General features: G+C 66.7%; 18 protein-coding genes. 8 read left to right on the top strand and 10 right to left on the bottom strand.

Going from position 1 to position 20,360, the window contains the following annotated elements:
- Positions 1-24: 24 nt before the first annotated feature.
- A complete protein-coding gene (locus KOR34_RS05935) occupies positions 25-2,454 on the top strand; it encodes a hypothetical protein (RefSeq protein WP_146563070.1) in 2,430 nt (809 codons plus the stop codon).
- 32 nt (positions 2,455-2,486) lie between these two features.
- Here KOR34_RS05935 and glgB read toward each other — a convergent pair whose 3' ends face one another.
- From glgB to KOR34_RS05920, 3 genes are all read right to left on the bottom strand, one after another.
- Positions 2,487-4,712: a 1,4-alpha-glucan branching protein GlgB gene (gene glgB / locus KOR34_RS05930; RefSeq protein ID WP_146563068.1), complete on the bottom strand. Its 2,226-nt coding sequence runs from the start codon at positions 4,710-4,712 to the stop codon at positions 2,487-2,489.
- 38 nt (positions 4,713-4,750) lie between these two features.
- Positions 4,751-5,401 (bottom strand): hypothetical protein, encoded by a 651-nt coding sequence (locus KOR34_RS05925; RefSeq protein WP_146563066.1) that lies wholly within the window; start codon positions 5,399-5,401, stop codon positions 4,751-4,753.
- A 164-nt stretch (positions 5,402-5,565) separates the two neighbouring features.
- A complete protein-coding gene (locus tag KOR34_RS05920) occupies positions 5,566-5,784 on the bottom strand; it encodes a hypothetical protein (protein WP_146563065.1) in 219 nt (72 codons plus the stop codon).
- A gap of 428 nt (positions 5,785-6,212) precedes the next feature.
- On the opposite strand from KOR34_RS05920, the gene KOR34_RS05915 reads away from it, so the two are divergent.
- The 3 genes from KOR34_RS05915 to KOR34_RS05905 all read left to right on the top strand — a co-directional run bounded on the left by KOR34_RS05915 (position 6,213) and on the right by KOR34_RS05905 (position 8,076).
- On the top strand, positions 6,213-6,617 hold the full coding sequence (locus tag KOR34_RS05915; RefSeq protein WP_146563063.1) for a hypothetical protein: 405 nt from the start codon (positions 6,213-6,215) through the stop codon (positions 6,615-6,617).
- A 105-nt stretch (positions 6,618-6,722) separates the two neighbouring features.
- Positions 6,723-7,157 carry a hypothetical protein gene (locus KOR34_RS05910; protein ID WP_146563061.1) on the top strand — a complete coding sequence of 145 codons (435 nt, stop codon included), beginning with the start codon at positions 6,723-6,725 and terminating at the stop codon, positions 7,155-7,157.
- A 127-nt stretch (positions 7,158-7,284) separates the two neighbouring features.
- The gene (locus KOR34_RS05905; RefSeq protein WP_146563059.1) at positions 7,285-8,076 is read left to right on the top strand and encodes a DUF1559 family PulG-like putative transporter; all 792 of its coding nucleotides are present in this window, start codon (positions 7,285-7,287) and stop codon (positions 8,074-8,076) included.
- Positions 8,077-8,079: 3 nt separating this feature from the next.
- On the opposite strand, the gene KOR34_RS05900 is transcribed toward KOR34_RS05905, so the two are convergent.
- The 3 genes from KOR34_RS05900 to KOR34_RS05890 form a co-directional block, all read right to left on the bottom strand.
- A complete protein-coding gene (locus KOR34_RS05900) occupies positions 8,080-9,411 on the bottom strand; it encodes an HD domain-containing protein (RefSeq protein WP_146563057.1) in 1,332 nt (443 codons plus the stop codon).
- 56 nt (positions 9,412-9,467) lie between these two features.
- Positions 9,468-10,166: a hypothetical protein gene (locus tag KOR34_RS05895; protein ID WP_146563056.1), complete on the bottom strand. Its 699-nt coding sequence runs from the start codon at positions 10,164-10,166 to the stop codon at positions 9,468-9,470.
- 116 nt (positions 10,167-10,282) lie between these two features.
- On the bottom strand, positions 10,283-10,780 hold the full coding sequence (locus KOR34_RS05890) for an acetolactate synthase (RefSeq protein ID WP_146563054.1): 498 nt from the start codon (positions 10,778-10,780) through the stop codon (positions 10,283-10,285).
- 190 nt (positions 10,781-10,970) lie between these two features.
- Here KOR34_RS05890 and KOR34_RS05885 point away from each other — a divergent pair, with 190 nt between their 5' ends.
- The 3 genes from KOR34_RS05885 to KOR34_RS05875 all read left to right on the top strand — a co-directional run bounded on the left by KOR34_RS05885 (position 10,971) and on the right by KOR34_RS05875 (position 14,054).
- On the top strand, positions 10,971-11,360 hold the full coding sequence (locus KOR34_RS05885) for an acyl-CoA thioesterase (protein WP_146563052.1): 390 nt from the start codon (positions 10,971-10,973) through the stop codon (positions 11,358-11,360).
- Positions 11,361-11,493: 133 nt separating this feature from the next.
- A complete protein-coding gene (locus KOR34_RS05880; protein WP_146563050.1) occupies positions 11,494-12,084 on the top strand; it encodes a DJ-1/PfpI family protein in 591 nt (196 codons plus the stop codon).
- 416 nt (positions 12,085-12,500) lie between these two features.
- Entirely contained in the window at positions 12,501-14,054 is a 1,554-nt protein-coding gene (locus KOR34_RS05875) for a class I adenylate-forming enzyme family protein (RefSeq protein ID WP_146563048.1), read from the top strand.
- Positions 14,055-14,259: 205 nt separating this feature from the next.
- Here the strand turns inward: KOR34_RS05875 and KOR34_RS05870 are convergent, their stop codons facing one another.
- Both KOR34_RS05870 and KOR34_RS05865 read right to left on the bottom strand, forming a co-directional pair.
- Positions 14,260-15,003 carry a gamma-glutamyl-gamma-aminobutyrate hydrolase family protein gene (locus KOR34_RS05870; RefSeq protein ID WP_146563046.1) on the bottom strand — a complete coding sequence of 248 codons (744 nt, stop codon included), beginning with the start codon at positions 15,001-15,003 and terminating at the stop codon, positions 14,260-14,262.
- Positions 15,004-15,553: 550 nt separating this feature from the next.
- A complete protein-coding gene (locus KOR34_RS05865; protein WP_146563045.1) occupies positions 15,554-16,261 on the bottom strand; it encodes a CPBP family intramembrane glutamic endopeptidase in 708 nt (235 codons plus the stop codon).
- Positions 16,262-16,355: 94 nt separating this feature from the next.
- On the opposite strand from KOR34_RS05865, the gene KOR34_RS05860 reads away from it, so the two are divergent.
- A complete protein-coding gene (locus tag KOR34_RS05860; protein WP_146563043.1) occupies positions 16,356-17,432 on the top strand; it encodes a 3-oxoacyl-ACP synthase III in 1,077 nt (358 codons plus the stop codon).
- Positions 17,433-17,480: 48 nt separating this feature from the next.
- On the opposite strand, the gene KOR34_RS26450 is transcribed toward KOR34_RS05860, so the two are convergent.
- Together KOR34_RS26450 and KOR34_RS05850 are read right to left on the bottom strand one after the other, a co-directional pair.
- A complete protein-coding gene (locus KOR34_RS26450; protein ID WP_228714524.1) occupies positions 17,481-19,064 on the bottom strand; it encodes a serine/threonine protein kinase in 1,584 nt (527 codons plus the stop codon).
- 464 nt (positions 19,065-19,528) lie between these two features.
- Complete coding sequence (locus KOR34_RS05850) at positions 19,529-20,344, bottom strand: enoyl-ACP reductase FabI (RefSeq protein WP_146563041.1); 816 nt, start codon at positions 20,342-20,344, stop codon at positions 19,529-19,531.
- Between the last annotated feature and the right edge of the window lie 16 nt (positions 20,345-20,360).

The raw sequence follows: 20,360 nt of genomic DNA, 5'->3' as shown, positions 1-20,360 counted from the left end.
GATTGCTCACCCCTAAAGCAGAAAATGGCCAATTCCTCCTTCGATTATTTCCGCAAGAACTCCAAGTTCGCAGTCATCCTGTTGGGCGTGCTGTGCATTATGGCGTTCGTGGTCGCCGACCCGCTGATGCAATGGATGAACGCGGCCCAGACCGGCGGCTCGGCCAGCCGCCGCGGCGAGGTGGCGGTCACTTGGGACGGCGGCAAGCTCACCGAGGGCGAGCTCAGCTCGCTGGTTTCCAAGCGCAACATCCTCGTCGCGTTCCTACGTCAGGTGGAGCAGATGGGCGCCTACGAGGCGATGCTGGCCGGCGCTCCGGCTAACCTGCCCACCCGCGTGCAGCCCCTCCGCCTGCCGACCGAGTACGAACAGGGCGTTGAACGCGATGTCCTGCAGAAGAAGATCCTGGCCGATGCGGCCCGCAAGACGGGCATGGTGATCGGCGACGAGACCATAGTCGACTACCTGATGGCCCTGGGACGCGACCGGGTCGACATCAACGCCATGCGGGAGATGATCAGCAACATCAACCTGGGCCGCACGCGGGCTACCCCAGAGTTCATGTTCGATCTGCTCCGCGAGGCCCTGCTGGCGCAGAGCTACCTGTCCAGCTACGCCTATACGCAGGCGACCGTGACCCCCGATCAAAGGTGGAACGACTGGCTCAAGGTGAACGACCGCGTGGTTGTCGAAACCGCGGCGCTCGACGTCGACGGTTTCGTCAGCGAGGTCGATAGCCCGAGCGAGAGCGAGCTTGAGGAGTACTTCGAGAAGTACCGCGACGTCATTGCCGCCCCGGAAATTGTGGACAACCGAGAGCTGCCCTCCCCGACGCCCGGCTTCCGCAAGCCGGCCAAGGCGAAGCTGCAGTACGTGCGTACCAGCTACGAGGAGGCCCTCGCGGCCGCGATGGACGAGGTGACCGAAGAAGAGATCGCCGAGTACTACGAGACCAACAAGACCCAGTTTGTGAAGCTGGGCGGTGACCTCCTGATGTCCGAGGACGATCTGGAGGTGGAGCCCGTCGACGATACGCCGGACGAACCCGCAGACCCCGCCGACAGCGAAGACTCGGGTTCCGACAGCGAGACGCCTGCGAGCGAAGCCGACGCCGACAGCACCGACGCGGACTCGGTCGAAGAATCCGCCGCCGATGCTGAAAACGACGAAACGACTTCCCCCGCGCCCGAGCAATCGAGCGTCGTCGGACAGGCGAGCCCGTTCCGCCTGGCGAGCTTCCAGGAAGAAGAAGACGCCGCAGATGATGCAGCTGCGGAAGAAACTGTCGAGGTAGAAGCCGAGGCCGAACCGGCCACTACGGAAGAAGCGGACGACGCCAACGTGCTCGACGAGTTCATGGCGGGCGGCGACGACGAGGCGCCGACCGACGAGCAAGCCGCGGACGACTCGCCCACGGCGCCTGCCGCGGAGTCGGAGGAGCCCGAGGTTCAGTACCAGCCGCTGGAAGAGGTCTCGGAAGAGATCCGCGACACACTGGCCCAACGCAAGGCGGTGGAGAGCCAGCGGCAGAAGGTCGATGACCTGCTCGCCGTGCTGAAACGGGATTACAACGTCTACTTCACGCAGCGAATCGACGCCGAGGCGGCCGGCGAAACGCCGCCCGAACCCGCCGAGGCGTTGGTCGATTTCAAGAAGCTTGCAGCCGACAACGGCCTCCAATTTGGCGAAACGGAGCTGCTCACGTTCTTCCAGATGCAGGAAATGGAAGACCCGCAGCTGATGTACTACTTCCAGCAGGTCGACCAGGCCCGGCCCCTGGCGGTGCAGGTGTTCCGCCGCGGCGGAATGGAGCTCTATGAGCCCGACTCCGCGTACGACACCGACCGCAACTTCTACCTGGTCATGAAGATCGAGGCGGTGGAGGAGAGCGAGCCAACGCTTGACGACATCCGCGACGAGGTGGTCGCCGCCTGGAAGCACGAGAAGGCGGCCGAGCTGGCGCTAGCCAAGGCCAAGGAGCTGGCCAAGGAGGCGACCGACGCCGGCCGCTCGCTCGAGGACTTGTTCGGCAACCGCAGCGAGCTGACCATCGCGGAGTCGGACATGTTCGCTTGGCTCGAGCCGGTCGGGGCGTCGGCCACCGGCATGTACGCCCTGCGACTGGACGACCCGGGATCGATCGAGGGCGCCGGCCCGGACTTCATGAAGGAGGTGTTCAGCCTGGGACCCAACGAGGTCGGCGCAGCGCTGGACAACGGCCAAGACCACGCCTATCTGATCCGCGTCTCGCAGCGTGAGAAGTCGCGATCCGAGCTGCGTCAGGCATTCCTGTCAGAGTGGCAGGTCTGGCCCGGCATCTTCAGCATGCAGCGGGACCACGTCCGCGACGCCACCCGCGCGGTGGTGATGGACCTGCTGGGCGGCGTCGAACCCGACTGGAAGCGGACCGCGGACGTCTCGCCCATGGACCGCGAGGCCGCCGAGGGCGCGTAGCCCGAACGGCGTCTCGCGGGCATCCACTGGGCCTAGCGGCGCGGCTTCAGCACCACAGTCGAGAGCGGCGGAAGCGAGATCTCCAGCGACGCCGGTCGGCCGTGGCTCTCCATCGGCACGGCCTGGATGCCGCCGTCGTTGCCCACGTCGCTCCCGCCGAAGTACGTCGAGTCGCTGTTGCTGATCTCTTCAAACCAGACCGCCTCGGGCACGCCGAGCTTGTAGCCCTGCCGGGGGACCGGCGTGAAGTTGCTGCAGACCAGCAGGTAGTCCTTCGGGTCCTTGGCCTTCCGCAGGTAGGCCAGCACGCTGTCCTCGTGGTTGTGGCAGTCGACCCACTCGAACCCGCCGTTCTCGAAGTCGACCTCGTGGAGGGCCGGCTCGTTGCGGTACAGGTGGTTCAGGTGCGACACGTACTTCTGCAGCCCCTCGTGGCTCTCCCACTGCAGCAGGTGCCACTGCAGCGACTCGTTGTAGTTCCACTCGTGCCACTGCCCGAACTCGCCGCCCATGAACAGCAGCTTCTTGCCCGGGTGGGTCCACATGTAGCCGTACAGCAGCCGCAGGTTGGCGAACTTCTGCCACATGTCGCCCGGCATCTGGTCCAGCATGCTGCCCTTGCCGTGCACCACCTCATCGTGGCTGAACGGCAGGCAGAAGTTCTCTGTAAACGCGTAGATCAGGCTGAAGGTCAGCTCGTCGTGGTGGTACTTGCGGTGGATGCTCTCGTGGTGGAAGTAACGCAGGGTGTCGTTCATCCAGCCCATGTTCCACTTCAGGCTGAACCCGAGACCGCCCACGTACGTTGGCCGCGAGACGCCGGTCCACGCGGTGGACTCTTCGGCGATCGTCAGCACACCGGGGTACTGCAGGTGGGTCTCTTCGTTGAACCGCTTGAGGAAGTCGATCGCCTCGAGGTTCTCACGCCCGCCGAAGCGGTTGGGGATCCACTCGCCGTCCTCGCGGCTGTAGTCGAGGTACAGCATCGAGGCCACGGCGTCGACCCTCAGGCCGTCGATATGGTACTTGTCCAACCAGAACAGCGCGTTGGAGATGAGGAAGTTGCTCACCTCGTTGCGGCCGTAATTGAAGATCATCGTGCCCCAGTCGGGGTGCTCTCCCTGACGCGGGTCGGAGTGCTCGTACAGGGCCGAACCGTCGAACATCCGCAGGCCGTGATCGTCCTTCGGGAAGTGGGCCGGCACCCAGTCGATAACCACGCCGATGCCACCCTGGTGGAGGGCGTCGATCAGGAACATCAGGTCCTGAGGGGAACCGTAACGGCTGGTGGCGGCGAAGTAGCCGACCGTTTGGTAACCCCAGCTGCCGGTGAACGGGTGCTCGCTGACCGGCATCAGCTCCACGTGCGTGAAGCCCATCTGCTGGCAGTACTCCACCAGCTGCGGCGCGATCTCGCGGTAGCTCAGCCAGCGGTCGGGGTCCGCTGGATCACGGCGCCAGCTGCCCAGGTGCAGCTCGTAGATCGAGATCGGGGCGTCGAAGCCGTTGAGCTTCTCGCGCCCGCCCATCCACTCGCTGTCGGACCACTCGTAGCTGTCTAGATTCGTGACGACGTTGGCCGTCTTGGGCGGCACCTCGGCGGCGAAGGCGTACGGGTCGCACTTCTCCACAACCCGGCCGCTCTGCTGCTTGACCGAGAACTTGTAGAGCGTGCCGTCAGTGAGGCCGGGCACAAACAGCTCCCACACCCCCGAGGGGATGTGCTTTCGCATCTGGTTCAGCTTGGCGTTCCAGCCGTTGAAGTCGCCCACGACGCTCACGCCCTGCGCGTTGGGGGCCCAGACGGCGAAGTTGACGCCGGTCACACCGTCGATCGTGCGGAGGTGGGCGCCGAGCCGCTCGTAGCTGCTCCAGTGCTTGCCCTCCCCCAGCAGGTGCAGGTCGATATCGCCGAGCAGGGGTTCAAACGCGTAAGGGTCGTGCATAGTCGTCCGCTCGCCGTTCTTGTCGATTACCTGAATTGCGTAACTTGCGCCATCCAGTTGGCTAAGACCACTATCTTCCGTGGAATGAATCGCCTCGTACAGGCCCGCCGGGTGGATCCGCCGCATCGGCCGCGCCTCTCCATGGGCCGCGTCGACCACCCAAGCCTGCTTTGCCTCCGGCAGGAAAGCCCTGACAGCTAACGCTTTACGCCCGTTGTCCTCCACCTGGTGCGGGCCCAGCAGGGCAAACGGGTTCTCGTGATGGCATCCGATCAGCGGCGAGATCGCCTCGAGCGGAACTTGGGTGCGCATAATGACTTGTGCTTTCTCTTCTCGGGCAGGGGACGCCTTCATCCGGCTGACGCCTGGGCGAAGCCAGACGCCGCATCGTTGTGGTGATCGATCCGCAGCCGGTTGCGTTTCTCCGCTTTGCGGATCACCAGTAGGGCTGGTTCACGCAAAAACGTCGCCGGTCCCGCGGAAGTCGAGCGAGACGCGGCAGAAGGTTGGAATCGAGCGTCGGAGACCCGGGTCGCCGATTCGCCCCTGAGGGAAGCTGGTTGGAAATCGGGGGGATGGGTCGCTTGGAACCCAGCGTGGTCGGCCACGCACAGTCGCCAGGATCGACACTGCACGCTGTGGATCTGGAGGGCCTGATCGATCCGCTGCCAAAGATCGTGGTCGCGGATCGTTACGAGCCGTCCAAACCGCTCCCACTTCCAGTCGTTTGCCTTCCAGTTGGCGAGACCGCTGCGGAGGCCGTCCCGCAGTGTGCGGCTAGAGGTGAGCAGTGTCACGCGGCCGGGCCGGGGAATCGCCTCGAGCCCGCGGACGAGGGCAAGCAGGGCAAGCCGGTCGTGATTGAGACCAGGCTCGCTGTCGCTAGCGGCGACGAGCTTCCCGGTGGACTGGTCGGTCAGGACGAACCGCCACTCACCACAATCTGCTTGTGGAAAGAGGGCGTCGGCTTGCAGGACGTATCGGGGGGTGGCAGGGAGCATGGCGGGCAGGGTTCAGGTAGCGGTGGCGCTCTGCCGCTACGCGGAACAGAGCCCCCCAGGGACCTGAATTACCCTATCGTCCGCCTCCACCCAGAACATCCAGTCCAACAGCTAGCAGTTGGACGTTTTTTCTTGGCCACACCTGCCGTGGGGCCGATCGTGACCTACGGGGAAGGCGGAGTCGCGTCCCGGAAGAAGCACCTCAGCCCCTCGTCGAGTGCTAGAATCGACTCGTACTCTTCCTTGGCGCCATGCTCGGTGCGGATGAGGTGGTCAAGCCGCGCAATCGAGGCTTCGTCGGCCAGACCGTCGATGGCTGCCCACCCCAGCGCGAGCACCTCGCTCTGCTGATCGCCCTGCTCACAGCCAGACGCGAAGTTCATCGGAGTGCCGCAGTCAGGGGTCGAAGGGGAAGGCAGTCCGAAATCCATAGAGCTCATCGGTGAGCACTCCTAGCACAGGGGTTGAGTCAACGGGTGAATCCCTAGGCAAACACTGGACCAAACCGCCTGCCGAACATCCCAGGCTGTGCTAAACCGTTCCAAACAAAGGCTTTCCGAGTAGTCGCAACTGCTGTCAGAGCCTGCATTTAGCCGAACACCTACGCGAACGCCGCGCGACTGCTAGGCGCCCATGCTCAGCAACTTGGCGCCGGGCGCAGATCCCTAAAACACCTTCCATCCCGATCCCGTGGGACCCGGCCAGCCGGACATTTCCGCGAAACCGCCCCCCAAACCGGCCGCATGGCCCACACTTGAGTAGCGAGCGATCCCAATCAGCAGGGCCCAACCCACCGGCCCGGGAGGCGATCATGCGATTCGGCATCTATCTCTATCACCAGGGCGTCATTACCGCGGAGCAGCTGATTTCGGCCGTCGAGGAGCAGCAGCGGCACACCCCACCTGTTGGTCAGCTGGCTATCGAGGCGGGGCTCGTGTCCGTGCACGACCTGTTCGACATCGTGAAGGCCCAATCCGGCCTGAAGCGAGACCGGTTCGGCGACATCGCCATCGAAATGGGACTGATTTCCAGGTCCGAGCTGGCGGAAGTCCTGATGACCCAGTCCGACCTCCGCCCCCCACTGCGGGAGGTGTTTGTTGAGCTGGGCGTCCTTACCGCCGAGGCCGCGGAACTGTACTTCGAACGGTTCCAGCGACACATGGACGACACCGGCGTCTTCAAGCTGCCGCACTCCCTGGCCAGGGCCACCACTTAGCCGAATACCCCATTTCGGCCCTGTTATTGCTCTGTTTTTGGCCCGCGACTATGCTGACGGTGCTGCGGCGATTGGTTCGCTGCACCGCCATCCAGGGTTCGGTCCATGGCCAAAGCGTTCCGGAATCAGACGTTGCGGGCGGTAGTTGTCGCCCTGTACGCGCTGATCGCCGGAGCCGACCAAGGACTCCACTACCTATCTCCAGGCGGATCATGCCACGGCTCAACCGCTGACGCGTGCTGCGCCGACGGCTGCAGGCACGCCGAGTCGCCGTTCTTGCGGTGGCGCGACACCCAGCCGTGTCCGGCGGACGACGGCGTCCAGCAGCTCCGTTCCGAGGCTCCCCAACGGTTGTGTGCGGACTGTGTGATCTGCCAATCGCTGCGGCAGCTGGTGGCGCAGCCGACCGCGGACTCGCCCGCGCTGGTCGCCTGCGGCTTGACCACCCCTGCCCTCCTCGGCTCACCAGCGCAGGCCGAGCTCATCACCCTCGGCGTCCGCGCCGCACGTGGCCCCCCCACCCCCGTCACCGACTGCTGATTTCGGTCGCGGCTCTGCCGAGCCGCTTCTCCCTCAGGACATCCGGCGCCCAGATGCGCTGGAAAGCTCCCCAGTCCTGAAGCTTGCGATTCCTTCTCGGCGCGTGCAAAGCGCAAAGATACTAGCTATGAACAAGAAAGCCTTCACACTCGTCGAGCTGCTGGTGGTGATCGCCGTGATCGGCGTGCTCATCTCGCTGCTGCTCCCTGCGGTTCAGGCCGCCCGGGCGTCGGCCCGCCGGATGCAATGCTCCAACAACCTCAAGCAGCTTGGCATCGCAATCCAACTGTACGCGAACGACCACCGGGGCCGCTTCCCCGAGGTCGGTCTGTCGGAGCACGACCACGACCACGGCGATGATCACGACGACCAGCATGACGACGAGCACCACGATGAGCCGGTGTCGTGGATCTACTCGCTGGCCCCGTACACCGAGCAGTCCGACAGCATCCGGATCTGCCCCGACGACCTGCGACCCGAGACGCTGCTCGAGCGTCAGCATGTTTCCAGCTACGCGTTCAACGCCTATCTGGTGATCAAGACCGACCCACGCCCCGCGTACGACGCCTCGGTCCGCAACCTGTTCGACCTGCCGCAGAGCCACAACACGATGATGCTCTTCGAGGCGCCGCCCACCGAGCACCACGACCACGCCGACGATCATGAAGAAGAGCACGCGTTCTTCGACCACGTCGACTCGCACGAGTGGTTCGTCGATGATCACGGGCACGACGACCACGACCACGGCGAAGAGGCCTCCACGCTCGACCGCATCCAGCACGACCTCGCCATCGAGCGGCACTCTGGCAACTGCGCCAACTACCTGTTCGCGGACGGCCACGTGCACACCATCCCGTCCTCGCAGATCGCGGAGTGGGCCGCCGAGGGCTTCAACTTCGCCGAGCCGGCCCAGCCGTAGCGGTCAGCCAACCCGGTCGATCGCCTCGGCCAGCAGCTCCGGCAGGTTCCGCAGGTCGCGCATGTCGTCGGCCAGGCGGGGGTGCACGAACAGCCTGACCCGTTTGACGTAGTCGTCGAACTGCTCGCGGGCCAGGGTCCGCACCACCGGCGAGACGTCGCCCAGCCGGCGGTAGGCGCGGTCCTTGGCGAAGTACACGTCCAGGTTGAACTCCACCTCCAGCCCCACCGGCGGCGCGTCGAACAGCACCTCGTGCGGCGCCACCACCCGCGACATCGCGGTGCTCGCCACCGAGGCGAACTGGTCCGCCACGGCCGCCAGCCACGGGAACGGCTTGCGGGCCAGCCGGGCGTAGAGCTGCGGCTCCTCGAACAGGCTGTACTGGGCCAGCCGCTTGTAGAGCCGCCGGCTCGAGCCGAACAGCGCGTCCAGCAGATCGCCCGCCGGGCCGTCGCCGGCGGCGGCGCGCATGGCGTCGATCATCGGCTGCTCGGTCAGGCGGAACAGCGAGTCCATGTCGAGCGACCCGCTCAGCAGGTAGAAGGCCCGCTGCAGCATCGCCGTGGCCGACCGCACCGTGTGGTGCCAGTAGACTTCGCTGAACATCACGTAGCGGGCGAAGACCATCATCTCCGCGGCGGTCTTGCCCTTGTCGGTGATCGCCAGGCCGTCGCCGGCCTCGTTCAGGCAGAGGCTCTGGATCAGCCGGCCGCGGTCAAAGTTCTGCCCGTAAGGCACGCCCGCGTGCAGGCTGTCGCGCATCAGGTAGTCGACCTTGTCGACGTCGATCGGCCCGGAGAGCATCGACTTGAGAATCTTGCTCTTGCGGTCGGTCGGCTTGCCCGAAAGCAGCGTCACGACGTCCCGCGGGTTGACGCCCCAGTCGTCCCGCAGCGCGTCCGCCACCTCGCCCTCCAGCAGGAAGCTGTTGGCGAAGTGCTCGTGGTCGGGCGTCTGCGGCAGGCAGATGTCCTCGATCGGGTGGCAGAACGGCCAGTGCCCCAGGTCGTGCAGCAGCGCCGACACGAGGAACAGCTCGGCGTCCTGAACGCCCACCACCGCCGCGAAGCGGTCGTCGCACGCCAGCCGCGACACGTAGTCCACCGCCGCGCGGAACACGCCCAGCGAGTGCTCCTGTCGGGTGTGGTTGGCGGCCGGGTACACGTGCGCCACCAGACCCAGCTGGCTGATCCGCGTCAGCCGGCGGAACTCCGGCGTGTCGATCAGCTGCCGCACCCGCGGCGTCAGCGGCACGTCCATCCCAGGCGGGATCCGCACCAGTCCGGCCGACCCGCGCAGGCCGGCGATCTCGGGGATGTCGAGCAGCGTGGACACGTTCGCCCAGGTCTAGAGGGACGCGCGGCCGGCGCCGCCGCGCGGGGAATCAACCGTTACGTGACCAGCCCCGGCAGCGCCGGCAGGTCCATCACCAGCCGCAAAGCGACGGTCACGACAAAGTAGAAGCCGGCCAGCAGCGCGGCGTTGAGCGGCTCCAGGTCGAACGCCACGAACGCGGCCAGCCCGCCGATCGCCAGGGCGAAGCCAACGGCGAACAGCATGTGCACCATTTCGAGCTGCCGGATCGGCCAGTCGCCGCCGCCGAAGTAGTAGCCGATGTAGCAGTACACGCCCCAGCCGGCCGCCATCGCCAGGCCGCAGCCCAGCGCCCGCAGCCAGGCCTCGCCGCCGCTGTAGGGCTCTAGCTCGTTGTCACGCAGGATTGGGTAGCCGGCCCAAGCGATCAGCGGCCCCAGCAGCACGGCGCCGCCGGCCAGCGCGACGATGCTCTTCTCCTCCTGGCCCCGCAGCAGGAACGCGGCCAGCAGCATCAGCAGCACCACGCCGCCCACGGCGCCCGCCATGATCGGGTTGAACTTGGCGTCCTTCTTCTTGGCGGTCTTCAGGACCGACCGGCCCTTGGCGTCCTTGGGGCCGCTGGTCTCGTCCGGCGCGTGGATGACCACCTGGTCTTCCAGCTTCGGGATCTCCATGACGGTCTTGCACTGCGGGCACGGGCCCTTCTGGCCGGCGAACTTGTCGCTGACCTTGAATCGCTTGTGGCAGCCCGGGCACGTGACATCAATCGGCATGGGTACGGTTCGGTTCCGCGGCGGTAGCGAGAGCAGGAGGGTTCAGAGGGGTCGGGCGGCTCAGCACGACGCGGCGGGGCAATGCCGCCGCCAGCGGCTAACAAAGCAACCGCCGCCTACGGCTTATCATAGTCCTTCAGCTCATCCTCGTGGATGAGGTGGAACCCCTTGGATTCGAGGGTTTCCAGCGTGTGTTCGATGTTGTCGACCATCAGCGCCACGGCCGGGCGTCCGGTCGGGCGGACGATCAGCGGGTAGACCTGCGAGATGTTGATCTCCGCCGCCAAGAGGGCCGTGCAGACCTGCAGCATTGGCTGGGGCGAGTCCGGCAGCTCGACGCCCACCAGGTCCGACTCCACAATCGCCAGGCCGGCCCGCTCCAGGATCTCGCGGCCCACCTCCGGGTCGCTCAGCAGGAACCGCACCAACGCGCACTCGGTCGAGTCCGAGATCGTCAGCGCGACAATCCGCACGTTGCTCCCCTCGAAACGCCGCACCACCTCCATCAGCTGGCCGACCCGGTTCTCCAGGAACACGGTGAACTGACGGATGGTCGGGTAGTCCCGCCCCCGGGCGGTCATGAAGTCGGAGCCGAGTCCTTCGCCCGTGCTCATCACGGATGCCCTTGGTTAACGGTTGCCGAGGTGGATCGCGAGAGGCTACAACGAGGCGTCGCGGCGGTTCCGCCCGCCGGCGCCGGCCCCTCGAAACGGCCGCAAGTGTAAGCAATCAAAGGCCTTGTTGCAACTCGGCCGCCCCTCGGGCAACCCGTCAGCGGGTCGCCCCCTCCCCGCCGAAGCCTGCATGTCCCGCGAATACGAGTTCGACCTCACCGTCCGCTACTACGAGACCGACGGCCAGGGCGTGGTGCACCACGCCAACTACTTCAAGTACTTCGAGATCGGCCGCATCGAACAGCTCAAGGCCACCGGGTACGACTACGCCGAGTTCGAGCGGTCCGGCCTGATGCTGGTGGTCAGCAAGATCTCCTGCAAGTACCACCGCCCGGCCCGCTTCGGCGACACGCTCACCATCTCGATGCGGACCGAGCGGGCCCGCGGCGCCCGGATCGACCACAGCTACCAGGTCAAACGGGGCGGCGAGCTGATCGCCGAGGCCCAGAGCACCATCGCCTGCGTCGACCGCAACGGCCACGTGCAGCGGATCCCCGAGTACCTAGAGATCGACGAGTAGCGGCACGGCGCCGTGCCGATCAGCCGAGCGGCGTAAGCCCCGTTCGATCGTGGTCGGCCCGCGCTGCAATCCTGGGGCTGACGCCCCGCGGCTGATGCTGAGTTAAACAATCTCCCCCTTCCCTGTGCCCGCAATGATGCCGAAGAAAATCCTCATCCTCGCCGGCGACTTCGTGGAAGACTACGAGGTCATGGTCCCGTTCCAGATGCTCCTGATGCTGGGCTACGAGGTCCACGCGGTCTGCCCCGACAAGGCGGCGGGGGATGTCGTGCCGACGGCCATCCACGACTTCGAGGGCGACCAGACCTACACCGAGAAGCGGGGTCACAACTTCGCCCTCAACCGCGACTTCGCTTCCGCCCAGGCCGCCGACTACGACGCGCTCGTGCTGCCGGGCGGCCGCTCGCCGGAGTACCTGCGGCTCAACCCGGCGGTGATCCAGCTGGTGCAAGACTTCAACGCCGCCGGCAAGCCGATCGCCGCCACGTGCCACGCCGCCCAGCTGCTGGCGGCCGCCGACGTGGTCCGCGGCAAGAAGTGCCAGGCCTACCCCGCCTGCAAGCCGGACGTGCTGCTGGCCGGCGGCGAGTGGGACGAGCCCTCGGCCGGATTGGACAGCGCGTGTGTCGACCAGAACCTGGTGACCGCCCCCGCCTGGCCCGCCAACCCGGCCTGGATCAGGGCGCTGGCCGGCCAGCTGGGCGCGTCGATCTCGATCGACTGACGCTGCCTCGTACGGCTGACGCTGGGCGGGACATTTGTCCATTTTGGCGCTAACGATCCTTAGGGACAAAAGTCGGCCCCTACCGGTCGAGTCGCTTCGCGATTAACCCTTGCGCAGTAATAGCTTACGCCAAACGGCGTTCCCAACGAGCAGCGACTTTTGTCCCCGGCAACGCATCGATAGGGACAAAAGTCTTCCGCCGGCAGTTGTGGGGAGTGGTGGTGGCTTCCGCGCGCAACGCCACCCGCAGCCACCTTTCATTGGACCGCGCCGGGTGGCCGGTTTCGACAAAGAAATCGGCAGAAGGTGGTGTTCACTCCGCCGTCTCCCACGGCCGATTCTGGTCGATTTCAGCTGCGCCGATCGGCTACACTCGCGGGAGCACCCGCTCAGTCGTCGAACCTATCCGACCGGCTATGCCCTCGCCCGCTCCTCCATCGACGCCCACCGACCTCATCGGCGGCTGGCTGACCGTTGGGCTAGCCAAGGACCCCGATGCGCTGGCCCTGGCGTCGGCCACAAAGAACCTGAGCTGGCGCGAGCTCCAGCAGCAGAGCTCGCGTCTGGCGAGCGGCTACCTGTCGCTCGGGCTTTCGCCGGGCGACCGCGTGGCGTCGCTGATGCCCAACCACCCCGAGCTCATCGTCCACTACCTGGCCTGCCTCAAGGCCGGTTTGGTGGCGACGCCGCTCAACTACCGCTACACGGCGGCGGAGATCGACCACGCGTTGGCGGTAAGCGGCGCGGCGATGCTGCTGCACCACGCCGAGCGTGAACCCGACATCGCGGCGACACAGCAGAGCGGGCGCCTGCGGTGCGGCCTGGTCCGCTGCGGGGCGCCCGATGCGCGGGGTCCCCAGCTGGAAGAGCTGCTCGACCGCCCCGCCGACCAGCGCGACCTCTCCCCTCCCCCGCCTGACTCGCCGGCGTTCATCTACTTCACGTCCGGCAGCACCGGCAAGCCGAAGGGGGTGACCCACACGCAGCAGACGTTCGCCTGGATGACGCTGCTCACCATCCGGGGGCTGGAGCTAACAGCCGACGACGCGTTCCTGTCGGCGGCTTCGCTGTCGCACATCGGCGGCTCGCTGTTCGGGCTCGCCACGCTCGCCCGCGGCGCGCGGCTGGTTATCGCCCGCCGCGGCGAAGGGCCGGAGGTGCTGCCGCTGCTCCGCAACCACCGCCCCACTGTGCTGTGGATGCTGCCAGCGGCGCTGATCGCGCTCGTCCGCGACCACGACGCCGGCCGCGCCGACTTTTCCTCCGTCCGCTGCTGCTTCTCGGGGGGCGACAAGGTGTCCGCCGAGCTGGAACGCGAGTTCACCAGCCTGGCCGGGTTCCCCGTCGACGAGAGCTACGGCATGACCGAGTGCGGCCTGACCACCATCAACCCGCCGGCGGGAGAGAACCGGATCGGCTCGGTCGGCCAACCGATCAGCGGGTATGAGGTCTCGCTGCGCGACGACTCCGGCGGCGAGGTCCCTACCGACGAGCCGGGCCGGCTGTGGCTCCGCTCGGCGGCCAACACGCCCGGCTACTGGGACAACCCGCGGGCGACCCGCGAGGCGATCGTCGACGGCTGGCTCGACACGGGCGACGTGATGCGGGCCGACCCGGAGGGCTACCTGTGGTTCTGCGGCCGCAAGAAGCAGATCATCATTCACGACGGGTCCAACATCTGCCCGCAGGAGGTGGAGGAGGCGGTTGCCGGGCACGCGGCGATCGCGTCGGCCGGCGTCATCGGCGTGCACGACGCCGTCCACGGCGAGAACGTGCGGGCGTACGTCACCCTCCGCGAAGGCGCGCCACGGCCGACAACCGCCGAGGTGATCGCCTTCGCCCGCCAGCAGGTCGGCTACAAGGCGCCCGACGAGGTCGTGGTGCTGGACCGGATGCCGCTCAACGCCACCGGCAAGGTTGACCGGGTGGCGTTAAAGCAGATGGCAATGGAGCGACTGGCGACGGGATGACGTCAGCAGCCAGCAGGAGGATGAGACTTCACCGGCCTCTGTAAAAAGTTATGGCCCGGCAAGACGATCCGTGTCTTGCCGGGCCATAGTCCACGCGGGAAGCAACAGCGCAGGCGTCCATGCCTGCTGGGTCGTGCGGCTCCCTCCCCCATGGAGCTATGCCGTCCGCGGAGACGGCACAGCCAGGCTCGAGGGTCGCGGCGGCCTAAGCAACCAACCGCATGGCCGAGGCGCCTTCCTTAGCGCCCATCAGAAACTCTTCGAAGATCCGCAGGTCGAGCGCCGACGCGGTGTCGGCCTCGGGGTGGAACTGCGTGCCAATGACAAACCAGTCCGGCGTGTTCGACTCGATCGCCTCGATGACGCCGTCCGGGCAGCGGGCGCTGACGTCGAAGCAGGGCGCCAGCTCGTCGATCGCCATGTGGTGGCGGCTGTTCACCCGCAGCTCGCCGTCACCGTAGACGCGTTCCATCAGCGTGCCGGGGGTCAGCTCCAGCGTGTGGCGGTGGTCCGGGTCGATGGGGTCCTTATGCGGCAGCGCGCCGGGCACGTCCTCCGGGATGTGCAGGAACAGGTTGCCGCCCTGCGACACGTTGAGCAGCTGCATGCCGACGCCGATGCCGAAGGCCGGGATCCGCATCTCGCCGACCAAGCGGGCGAGCATCCGGTCGAACGACTCGCGGCGGCCGTCCATCGGGCGGACCGACGAGTGCAGCATCCAGCCGTCGCGACGCGGGTCGAGGTCGGCGCCGCCGATCAGCATCACGCCGTCGACCTGGCTGAGCACCTGACGCACGTCAGCCTCGTCGGCCAGCGGCGGCAGGATCATTGGGATGCCGCCGATCTCGAGGATGGCGTCGTAATACCCCGAGGCGAGGTACGAGTAGGCCGGCTTGTCGGCGGCGGCGGCGCGGTAGTCGGCGTTGATCGCGATAACTGGCTTGGACATGACTCTGGAATCCCTTTCCACAACACCCACGCGGGGTGTCGTCCCTGATAGTGCGGGGTCGTTCCGAATCGGCGCCCGGACGGGGAACTAGCGCCCACGCGGCTAGGCCGTGTGGCGATCACAACGATTTCAAGGCGGCCCTCCGCACCCCAGGGCGCGGCGGCTGGTCTCGAGGCGTGCCTGCCCGGCAATGCGGGCAACGTGTCTTCCCTAACACGCCAGCGTGATCTGTGGTCGGCGGGGGAGCCCAATCGGCGCCGCGACGGCGGCGCCAGCACTCCCGCTCTGATATCCCTATCTGGTTCTCGAGGCGGCACGGCTCCTTATGATGACAGCCGTGTCACTCGGCTGCGTTCGGGGGGATGCAAGTCGCTAGAGAGCCTACCGAACCGATCGCGAGGAGCAACGCGCCGCGATGATTTTGGGCCGCGGCAAAAGTGCTTGCACAAGATCGTGTGCCTTGGGCGGTTTTCCTCCCTGAACGTCTTGGACGTTTGTGATGGATTTCACACTTCCAACACGCGCATTTACCAGCCCGATTGGTCGCGGCTCAACCCGCGAACACAATCCGGTAGCCAACGGCGAAAATCGCCGCGTCCACCAGCAGATGGCCCAGCCAGGGGCCGACCAGGCTGCCGCTGCGGAGGTAGAGCCAGGCCCAGAACGCCCCGCCCACCGCCACGCAGAGGCTGAGCGCCGCGGTGGCGGCCGGCGAGTGTGAGAAGTAGGTCGCCAGCACCACCACGTGGTGCAGCATGAACCCCAGCGACGAGGCCATCACCGCGGCCGGGACCGAGATCAACGTCCGCAGCCGGCCGAACACGAACCACCGCCAGTAGTACTCCTCCAGCAGCGAGTGGACCAACGCGTAGAACACCCCCACCAGGGCGAACCGCCACGGCTGGTCGATCCCCAGGCTGGCCACCTTCTCGTGCACCGGAGCGAGGGCCGGGCCCATGACGGCGCCGCCCGCCAGCAGGTCGTAGCCGAACCAGGTGACCACCAGCACCGTCAGGCCGAACGCCACGCCGATCGCGGCGTTGGCCCAGCCGCCCCAGTTCCAGCGGGGACGCAGCCGCAGCACCCCCAGCACCCACACCACCGGCAGCAGGAACTGGACCCCCTTGCCCACCCCGTAGATCGCCTGCTGCGCCGCTGAGGGCAGGGTCGCGGCCAGCTTGAAGTACGCCAGGGTCACCACCGTCGGCAGCAGCAGCGCAAAGACCATCAGCCAACACTCGGACTTGCGGGACGGCACACGGGGCTCCGGGGACGGGGTCGGTTTACCAGGCAGGGGTCAAACGATAACCTTGGGTACGGCTTTCTCGCCCCCATAGTTTAATCGCAACGCTATGCAATATTCGCGTGTCTGCCTCGAAGGGCTCGGCTGCGTCCTGCCGGAAGAACGGGTCACGACGGCCGAGATCGAGCAGCGGCTCGCCCCCCTGTACGAGCGTCTCCGCCTGCCCGAGGGGCGGCTGGAACTGATGTCCGGCATCCGCGAGCGGCGGTTCTTCCCGCCCGGCACACGGCCCAGCGACATCAGCATCGAGTCGGCCAACCAGGCGATCGAGGCGTCCGGCATCGACCGGCGTCACTTCGGCGCGTTGGTGCACGGGTCGGTCTGCCGCGACTTCCTCGAGCCCGCCACCGCCTGCCGCGTGCACCACGAGTTGGGCCTGCCCAGCGACTGCCTGGTGTACGACGTGTCCAACGCATGCCTGGGCGTGCTGACCGCCGCGGTGCAGGTGGCCGGGATGATCGAGCTGGGCCAGATCCGGGCCGGCGTCGTGGTGGGCACCGAGTGCGGCCGCGCGTTGGTGGAGAACACCATCGAGCGGCTCAACGCCGACACGTCGCTCACGCGCGACTCGGTGAAGCTGTCGGTCGCGTCGCTGACGATCGGCTCGGCTTCGGCCGCCATGGTGCTGTGCGACGCCGAGCTGAGCCAGACCGAGAACCAGCTCACCACGGCCGTCTGCCGCAGCGCTACCTCGGGCCACGACCTCTGCCAGAGCGTCGGCCTGGCCGAGGTGATGCAGACCGACAGCGAGACCCTCATGCGGCGCGGCGTCGAGGTCGGCGCCGAGACCTTCGCCCAGCTGCGTGAGGAGAGCGGCTGGGCGGTCGACGAGATCGACAAGACCTTCTGCCATCAGGTCGGCTCGGCGCACCGCAAGATGATGCTGGACCGGCTGGGCATCAACCCGGCGATCGACTTCCCCACGTTCGAGTGGCTCGGCAACACCGGCTCGGCCGCGCTACCCGCGGCGCTCTGCCTGGGCCGCCAGGAGGGCTGGCTCGACCCGAACGACCGGGTCGCGCTGCTGGGCATCGGGTCGGGCATCAACTGCCTGATGATGGGCGTCGAGTGGCGCGAGAGCCCGGTCCTGGCCGGCGAGGTCGGCGCGGCGGTAACCGGCGCGTAGAGCGCGGCCTAAGTTCAGCCGCCGCGTCGAGAATACGGACGCTCGCGGCTAGTTGTTGGCGATCGCCACCACCACCGCGATCAGGATCAGCGCGGCCAGCCCGCCCAGCACCCACGCCAGCCAGGGCGTGCGGTTGTACGGGCTCCGGTACCCCGGCGGGTGCAGCGGATTGTACTCTCGGCGCGCCTGGGCCGCGGCCAGCGCGGCGGCCTCGCGTTCTTTCTCCTCGAACTCCTCTTCGAAGATCGAGCGCTTCTTGGCTGACGGCGACGACGCGCCGCCCTTCTTCGACCCCGTCGGCGACGAGTCGTCTGACAGCACACCCGACGATGGCGACGCCGGCTTGGGCTTCTTCTTGGGACCGTCGCCCTCCTCGTCGAGCGGGGCGAGTTCCAGGTCGTCCTCGTCAACGGGCGCGGTGTCCGGGCCGTTGAGCTTGGTGGTGTCGCGCATCGGCGACGACAGCCCACCGCTGCTGTTGGGGGACAACCCGGGCGTGGCCATCGGCGGCTTGACAGAGAAGCGGCTCAGGATGCCGCTGCCGACGCCGCTCCCCTCGCCGTGGTCCTCGGTGCTGGCGCCGCCCGGCTTGCGGCCGCGTTCGGCGAGCCAGGCGGTCAGGGCCTGCCCCACCTCTCCGGCGGTCTGGTAGCGTTCCTCCGCCCGCTTGGCCATCATCCGGCCGCAGATCTCGACGAGCGACAGCGGCGCGTCGGGGCGGAACTTGATGATCGGCTCGGGGGTCTCGACCTGGTGCTTAAGCAGGCGCTCGCTGATGGTCCCCTCGGGGAACGGCGGGCGGCCCGTCAGCAGGTAGTACAGCGTGCAGCCCAGGCTGTAGATGTCGGCCCGCTCGTCGGCGGTGTGGCTGTTGAGGGCCTGCTCGGGCGCCAGGTAGTCGGCGGTGCCGAGCACGTTTTCTTCGTGCGCCAGCGTGAGCGACGCCTCGTCGTCGTTGGCCATCTTGGCCAGGCCCAGGTCGAGCAGCTTCACGACCTTGTGCTGATCGACCAGCAGGTTGGCGGGCTTGATGTCGCGGTGCACCAGGCCCATCTCGTGGGCGTGCTGCAGGCCGTTGGCCGCCTGCACGATGTAGTCGGCGGCGGTGATGAAGTCGAGCGGGCCGTGCTCGGCCACGATCTGGTGGAGGTCCTTGCCGTCCACGTACTCCATCACGATGTAGTGGACGTTCTCCTCGCTGTCGATGTCGTAGGCGCGGACGATGTTCGGGTCGTCGAGCCGCGCGACAGCACGGGCCTCGAGCTGGAACCGCTCGAGGTAGGATTTGTCTTTAACGCGGTTGCGGGGCAGAACCTTGATGGCCACCCGGCGTTTCATCATTACGTGCTCGGCAAGGTACACGCTGCTCATGCCGCCCTTGCCGATCTGGCCCAGCAGCTTGTACTTGCCTAGACGGAACCCCTTGTGCTTGCCCGCTAGCAGCTTCTCCGACTGCCACTTGGTGAGCATCTCGGCCTCGATCAACCGATCGACAATCACCTGATTGTCTTCGGGCAGAGCGCCCCCAGACGCCTGAGCCAGCTCGTCGAGGAAGTCGTCAAGACGTCCCTCTTTGATGAGCCCGCTCTTGCGGATTAGCTCGACAAGTTTGTTGGCGGTCAATTCAGGCATGAGTGACGGGCCAGCAAGGGCTCGGCGCTCGGTCTCGGTTCCGGTGCGTGAACTAGCGTCCCTCAACCCTGGACGGCAGTCGCGATGGCGAGCCTCGGACGACTCACCACTATTCGCGGCCGGCGGGCCAGAATGTTGCGGTATCGATTGTCTTCCTGACCTCTTCTTCCTTTTGCTCTCCCAGACTTGGGAGTCCACCTGAGAAAAGGTGCTCTCCCAACGGCAGCCTCTTATGCCAGTTGAGTGAGCCACAGCCAGCCTTGCGAGCTGACTGCTTACTAGCATGGTATCACTAGCTACCTAAGTCTGCCAGCTTCTGCCAGTTACGAAAACTCCGTTTCGTCCGATTGCGGCTGTCCGACACGTAAGATCGGCCCCACCGCCACGATCGTTTCCGCCGGTCCTTCCCCGCCCCGAGGGGGGATCCAACCGCGCCCGCCCGCCGCTTTGGGTTCACCCGCAATCTAGGGGCGGTTCTCCACCGCCGACCGGACAATCCGCTCGTCGAAGTAATTCACCCGCATCCCGGCGTCCAGCACCAGGTGCTGAGCGTTCATCCCCGACGACCGCGGGCTGAGCAGGAACGCCGCGGCAGACGCAACCTCATCGGTCTGCACCGCTTGGCCCCGCAGGGTCGCCTGCTCCGCAAACAAGTACGAGTCGACGTAGCCTGGGATGCCGGCCGAGGCCGAGGTTTTGAGCAGACCGGGGGCGACCGCGTTGAACCGGACCCGCGAGAAGCCGCTGAACGACTTCGCCAGGAACGCCAGCGACGAGTCGAGCGCCGCCTTGATCGGCGCCATGTAGCCGTAGTTCTCGCTCGCCATTTCGGTCGTCGAGATCGACACCGCCACCACCGAGGCGTCCTCCGCCAGGCAGCCCTGCAGCGCATTCGAGAGCGCGACCAGCGAGAAGCACGAGATGTCGAACGCCCGCAGCATCGCCCGCCGGGTGGTTTCGTGGAACGGCCGCATGCCGTCCTCGTAGTCGGCGAAGGCGATCGAGTGCACCAGCCCGTCGAGCTTGCCGTACCGCTCGGCGACGCTGGCCGCGAGCCGGTCGATCTGGTCCTGATGCTCAACGTCGCACACGAGGATATCCTCATCGCAGCCTAGCAGCTTGGCCAGCTGCTCGCGGCGGGCGTCGCTGCGGACCGAGTACACCACGCGGCAGTCCGCGGCGGTCAGCACCCGGGCGATGTGCCAGGCCACGCTCTTGCGGTTGGCGACACCGCACACCAGGACGGTTTTTCCGGAAAGCTGGAGAAAGTCTTCGGGCATGTCGGATCGGGCGGGG

The organism is Posidoniimonas corsicana (assembly GCF_007859765.1).
GTDB lineage: Bacteria > Planctomycetota > Planctomycetia > Pirellulales > Lacipirellulaceae > Posidoniimonas > Posidoniimonas corsicana.
Note: the sequence above shows the minus strand (reverse complement) of the source record. Positions and strands in the feature narration are given on the sequence as shown.

Excerpts from the sequence above, each read along its gene's own strand:
- KOR34_RS05935 (WP_146563070.1), top strand. The coding sequence starts at position 25 with ATGGCCAATTCCTCCTTCGATTATTTCCGCAAGAACTCCAAGTTCGCA.
- glgB (WP_146563068.1), bottom strand. The coding sequence starts at position 4,712 with ATGCGCACCCAAGTTCCGCTCGAGGCGATCTCGCCGCTGATCGGATGC.
- KOR34_RS05925 (WP_146563066.1), bottom strand. The coding sequence starts at position 5,401 with ATGCTCCCTGCCACCCCCCGATACGTCCTGCAAGCCGACGCCCTCTTT.
- KOR34_RS05920 (WP_146563065.1), bottom strand. The coding sequence starts at position 5,784 with ATGAACTTCGCGTCTGGCTGTGAGCAGGGCGATCAGCAGAGCGAGGTG.
- KOR34_RS05915 (WP_146563063.1), top strand. The coding sequence starts at position 6,213 with ATGCGATTCGGCATCTATCTCTATCACCAGGGCGTCATTACCGCGGAG.
- KOR34_RS05910 (WP_146563061.1), top strand. The coding sequence starts at position 6,723 with ATGGCCAAAGCGTTCCGGAATCAGACGTTGCGGGCGGTAGTTGTCGCC.
- KOR34_RS05905 (WP_146563059.1), top strand. The coding sequence starts at position 7,285 with ATGAACAAGAAAGCCTTCACACTCGTCGAGCTGCTGGTGGTGATCGCC.
- KOR34_RS05895 (WP_146563056.1), bottom strand. The coding sequence starts at position 10,166 with ATGCCGATTGATGTCACGTGCCCGGGCTGCCACAAGCGATTCAAGGTC.
- KOR34_RS05890 (WP_146563054.1), bottom strand. The coding sequence starts at position 10,780 with ATGAGCACGGGCGAAGGACTCGGCTCCGACTTCATGACCGCCCGGGGG.
- KOR34_RS05885 (WP_146563052.1), top strand. The coding sequence starts at position 10,971 with ATGTCCCGCGAATACGAGTTCGACCTCACCGTCCGCTACTACGAGACC.
- KOR34_RS05880 (WP_146563050.1), top strand. The coding sequence starts at position 11,494 with ATGATGCCGAAGAAAATCCTCATCCTCGCCGGCGACTTCGTGGAAGAC.
- KOR34_RS05875 (WP_146563048.1), top strand. The coding sequence starts at position 12,501 with ATGCCCTCGCCCGCTCCTCCATCGACGCCCACCGACCTCATCGGCGGC.
- KOR34_RS05870 (WP_146563046.1), bottom strand. The coding sequence starts at position 15,003 with ATGTCCAAGCCAGTTATCGCGATCAACGCCGACTACCGCGCCGCCGCC.
- KOR34_RS05860 (WP_146563043.1), top strand. The coding sequence starts at position 16,356 with ATGCAATATTCGCGTGTCTGCCTCGAAGGGCTCGGCTGCGTCCTGCCG.
- KOR34_RS26450 (WP_228714524.1), bottom strand. The coding sequence starts at position 19,064 with ATGCCTGAATTGACCGCCAACAAACTTGTCGAGCTAATCCGCAAGAGC.
- KOR34_RS05850 (WP_146563041.1), bottom strand. The coding sequence starts at position 20,344 with ATGCCCGAAGACTTTCTCCAGCTTTCCGGAAAAACCGTCCTGGTGTGC.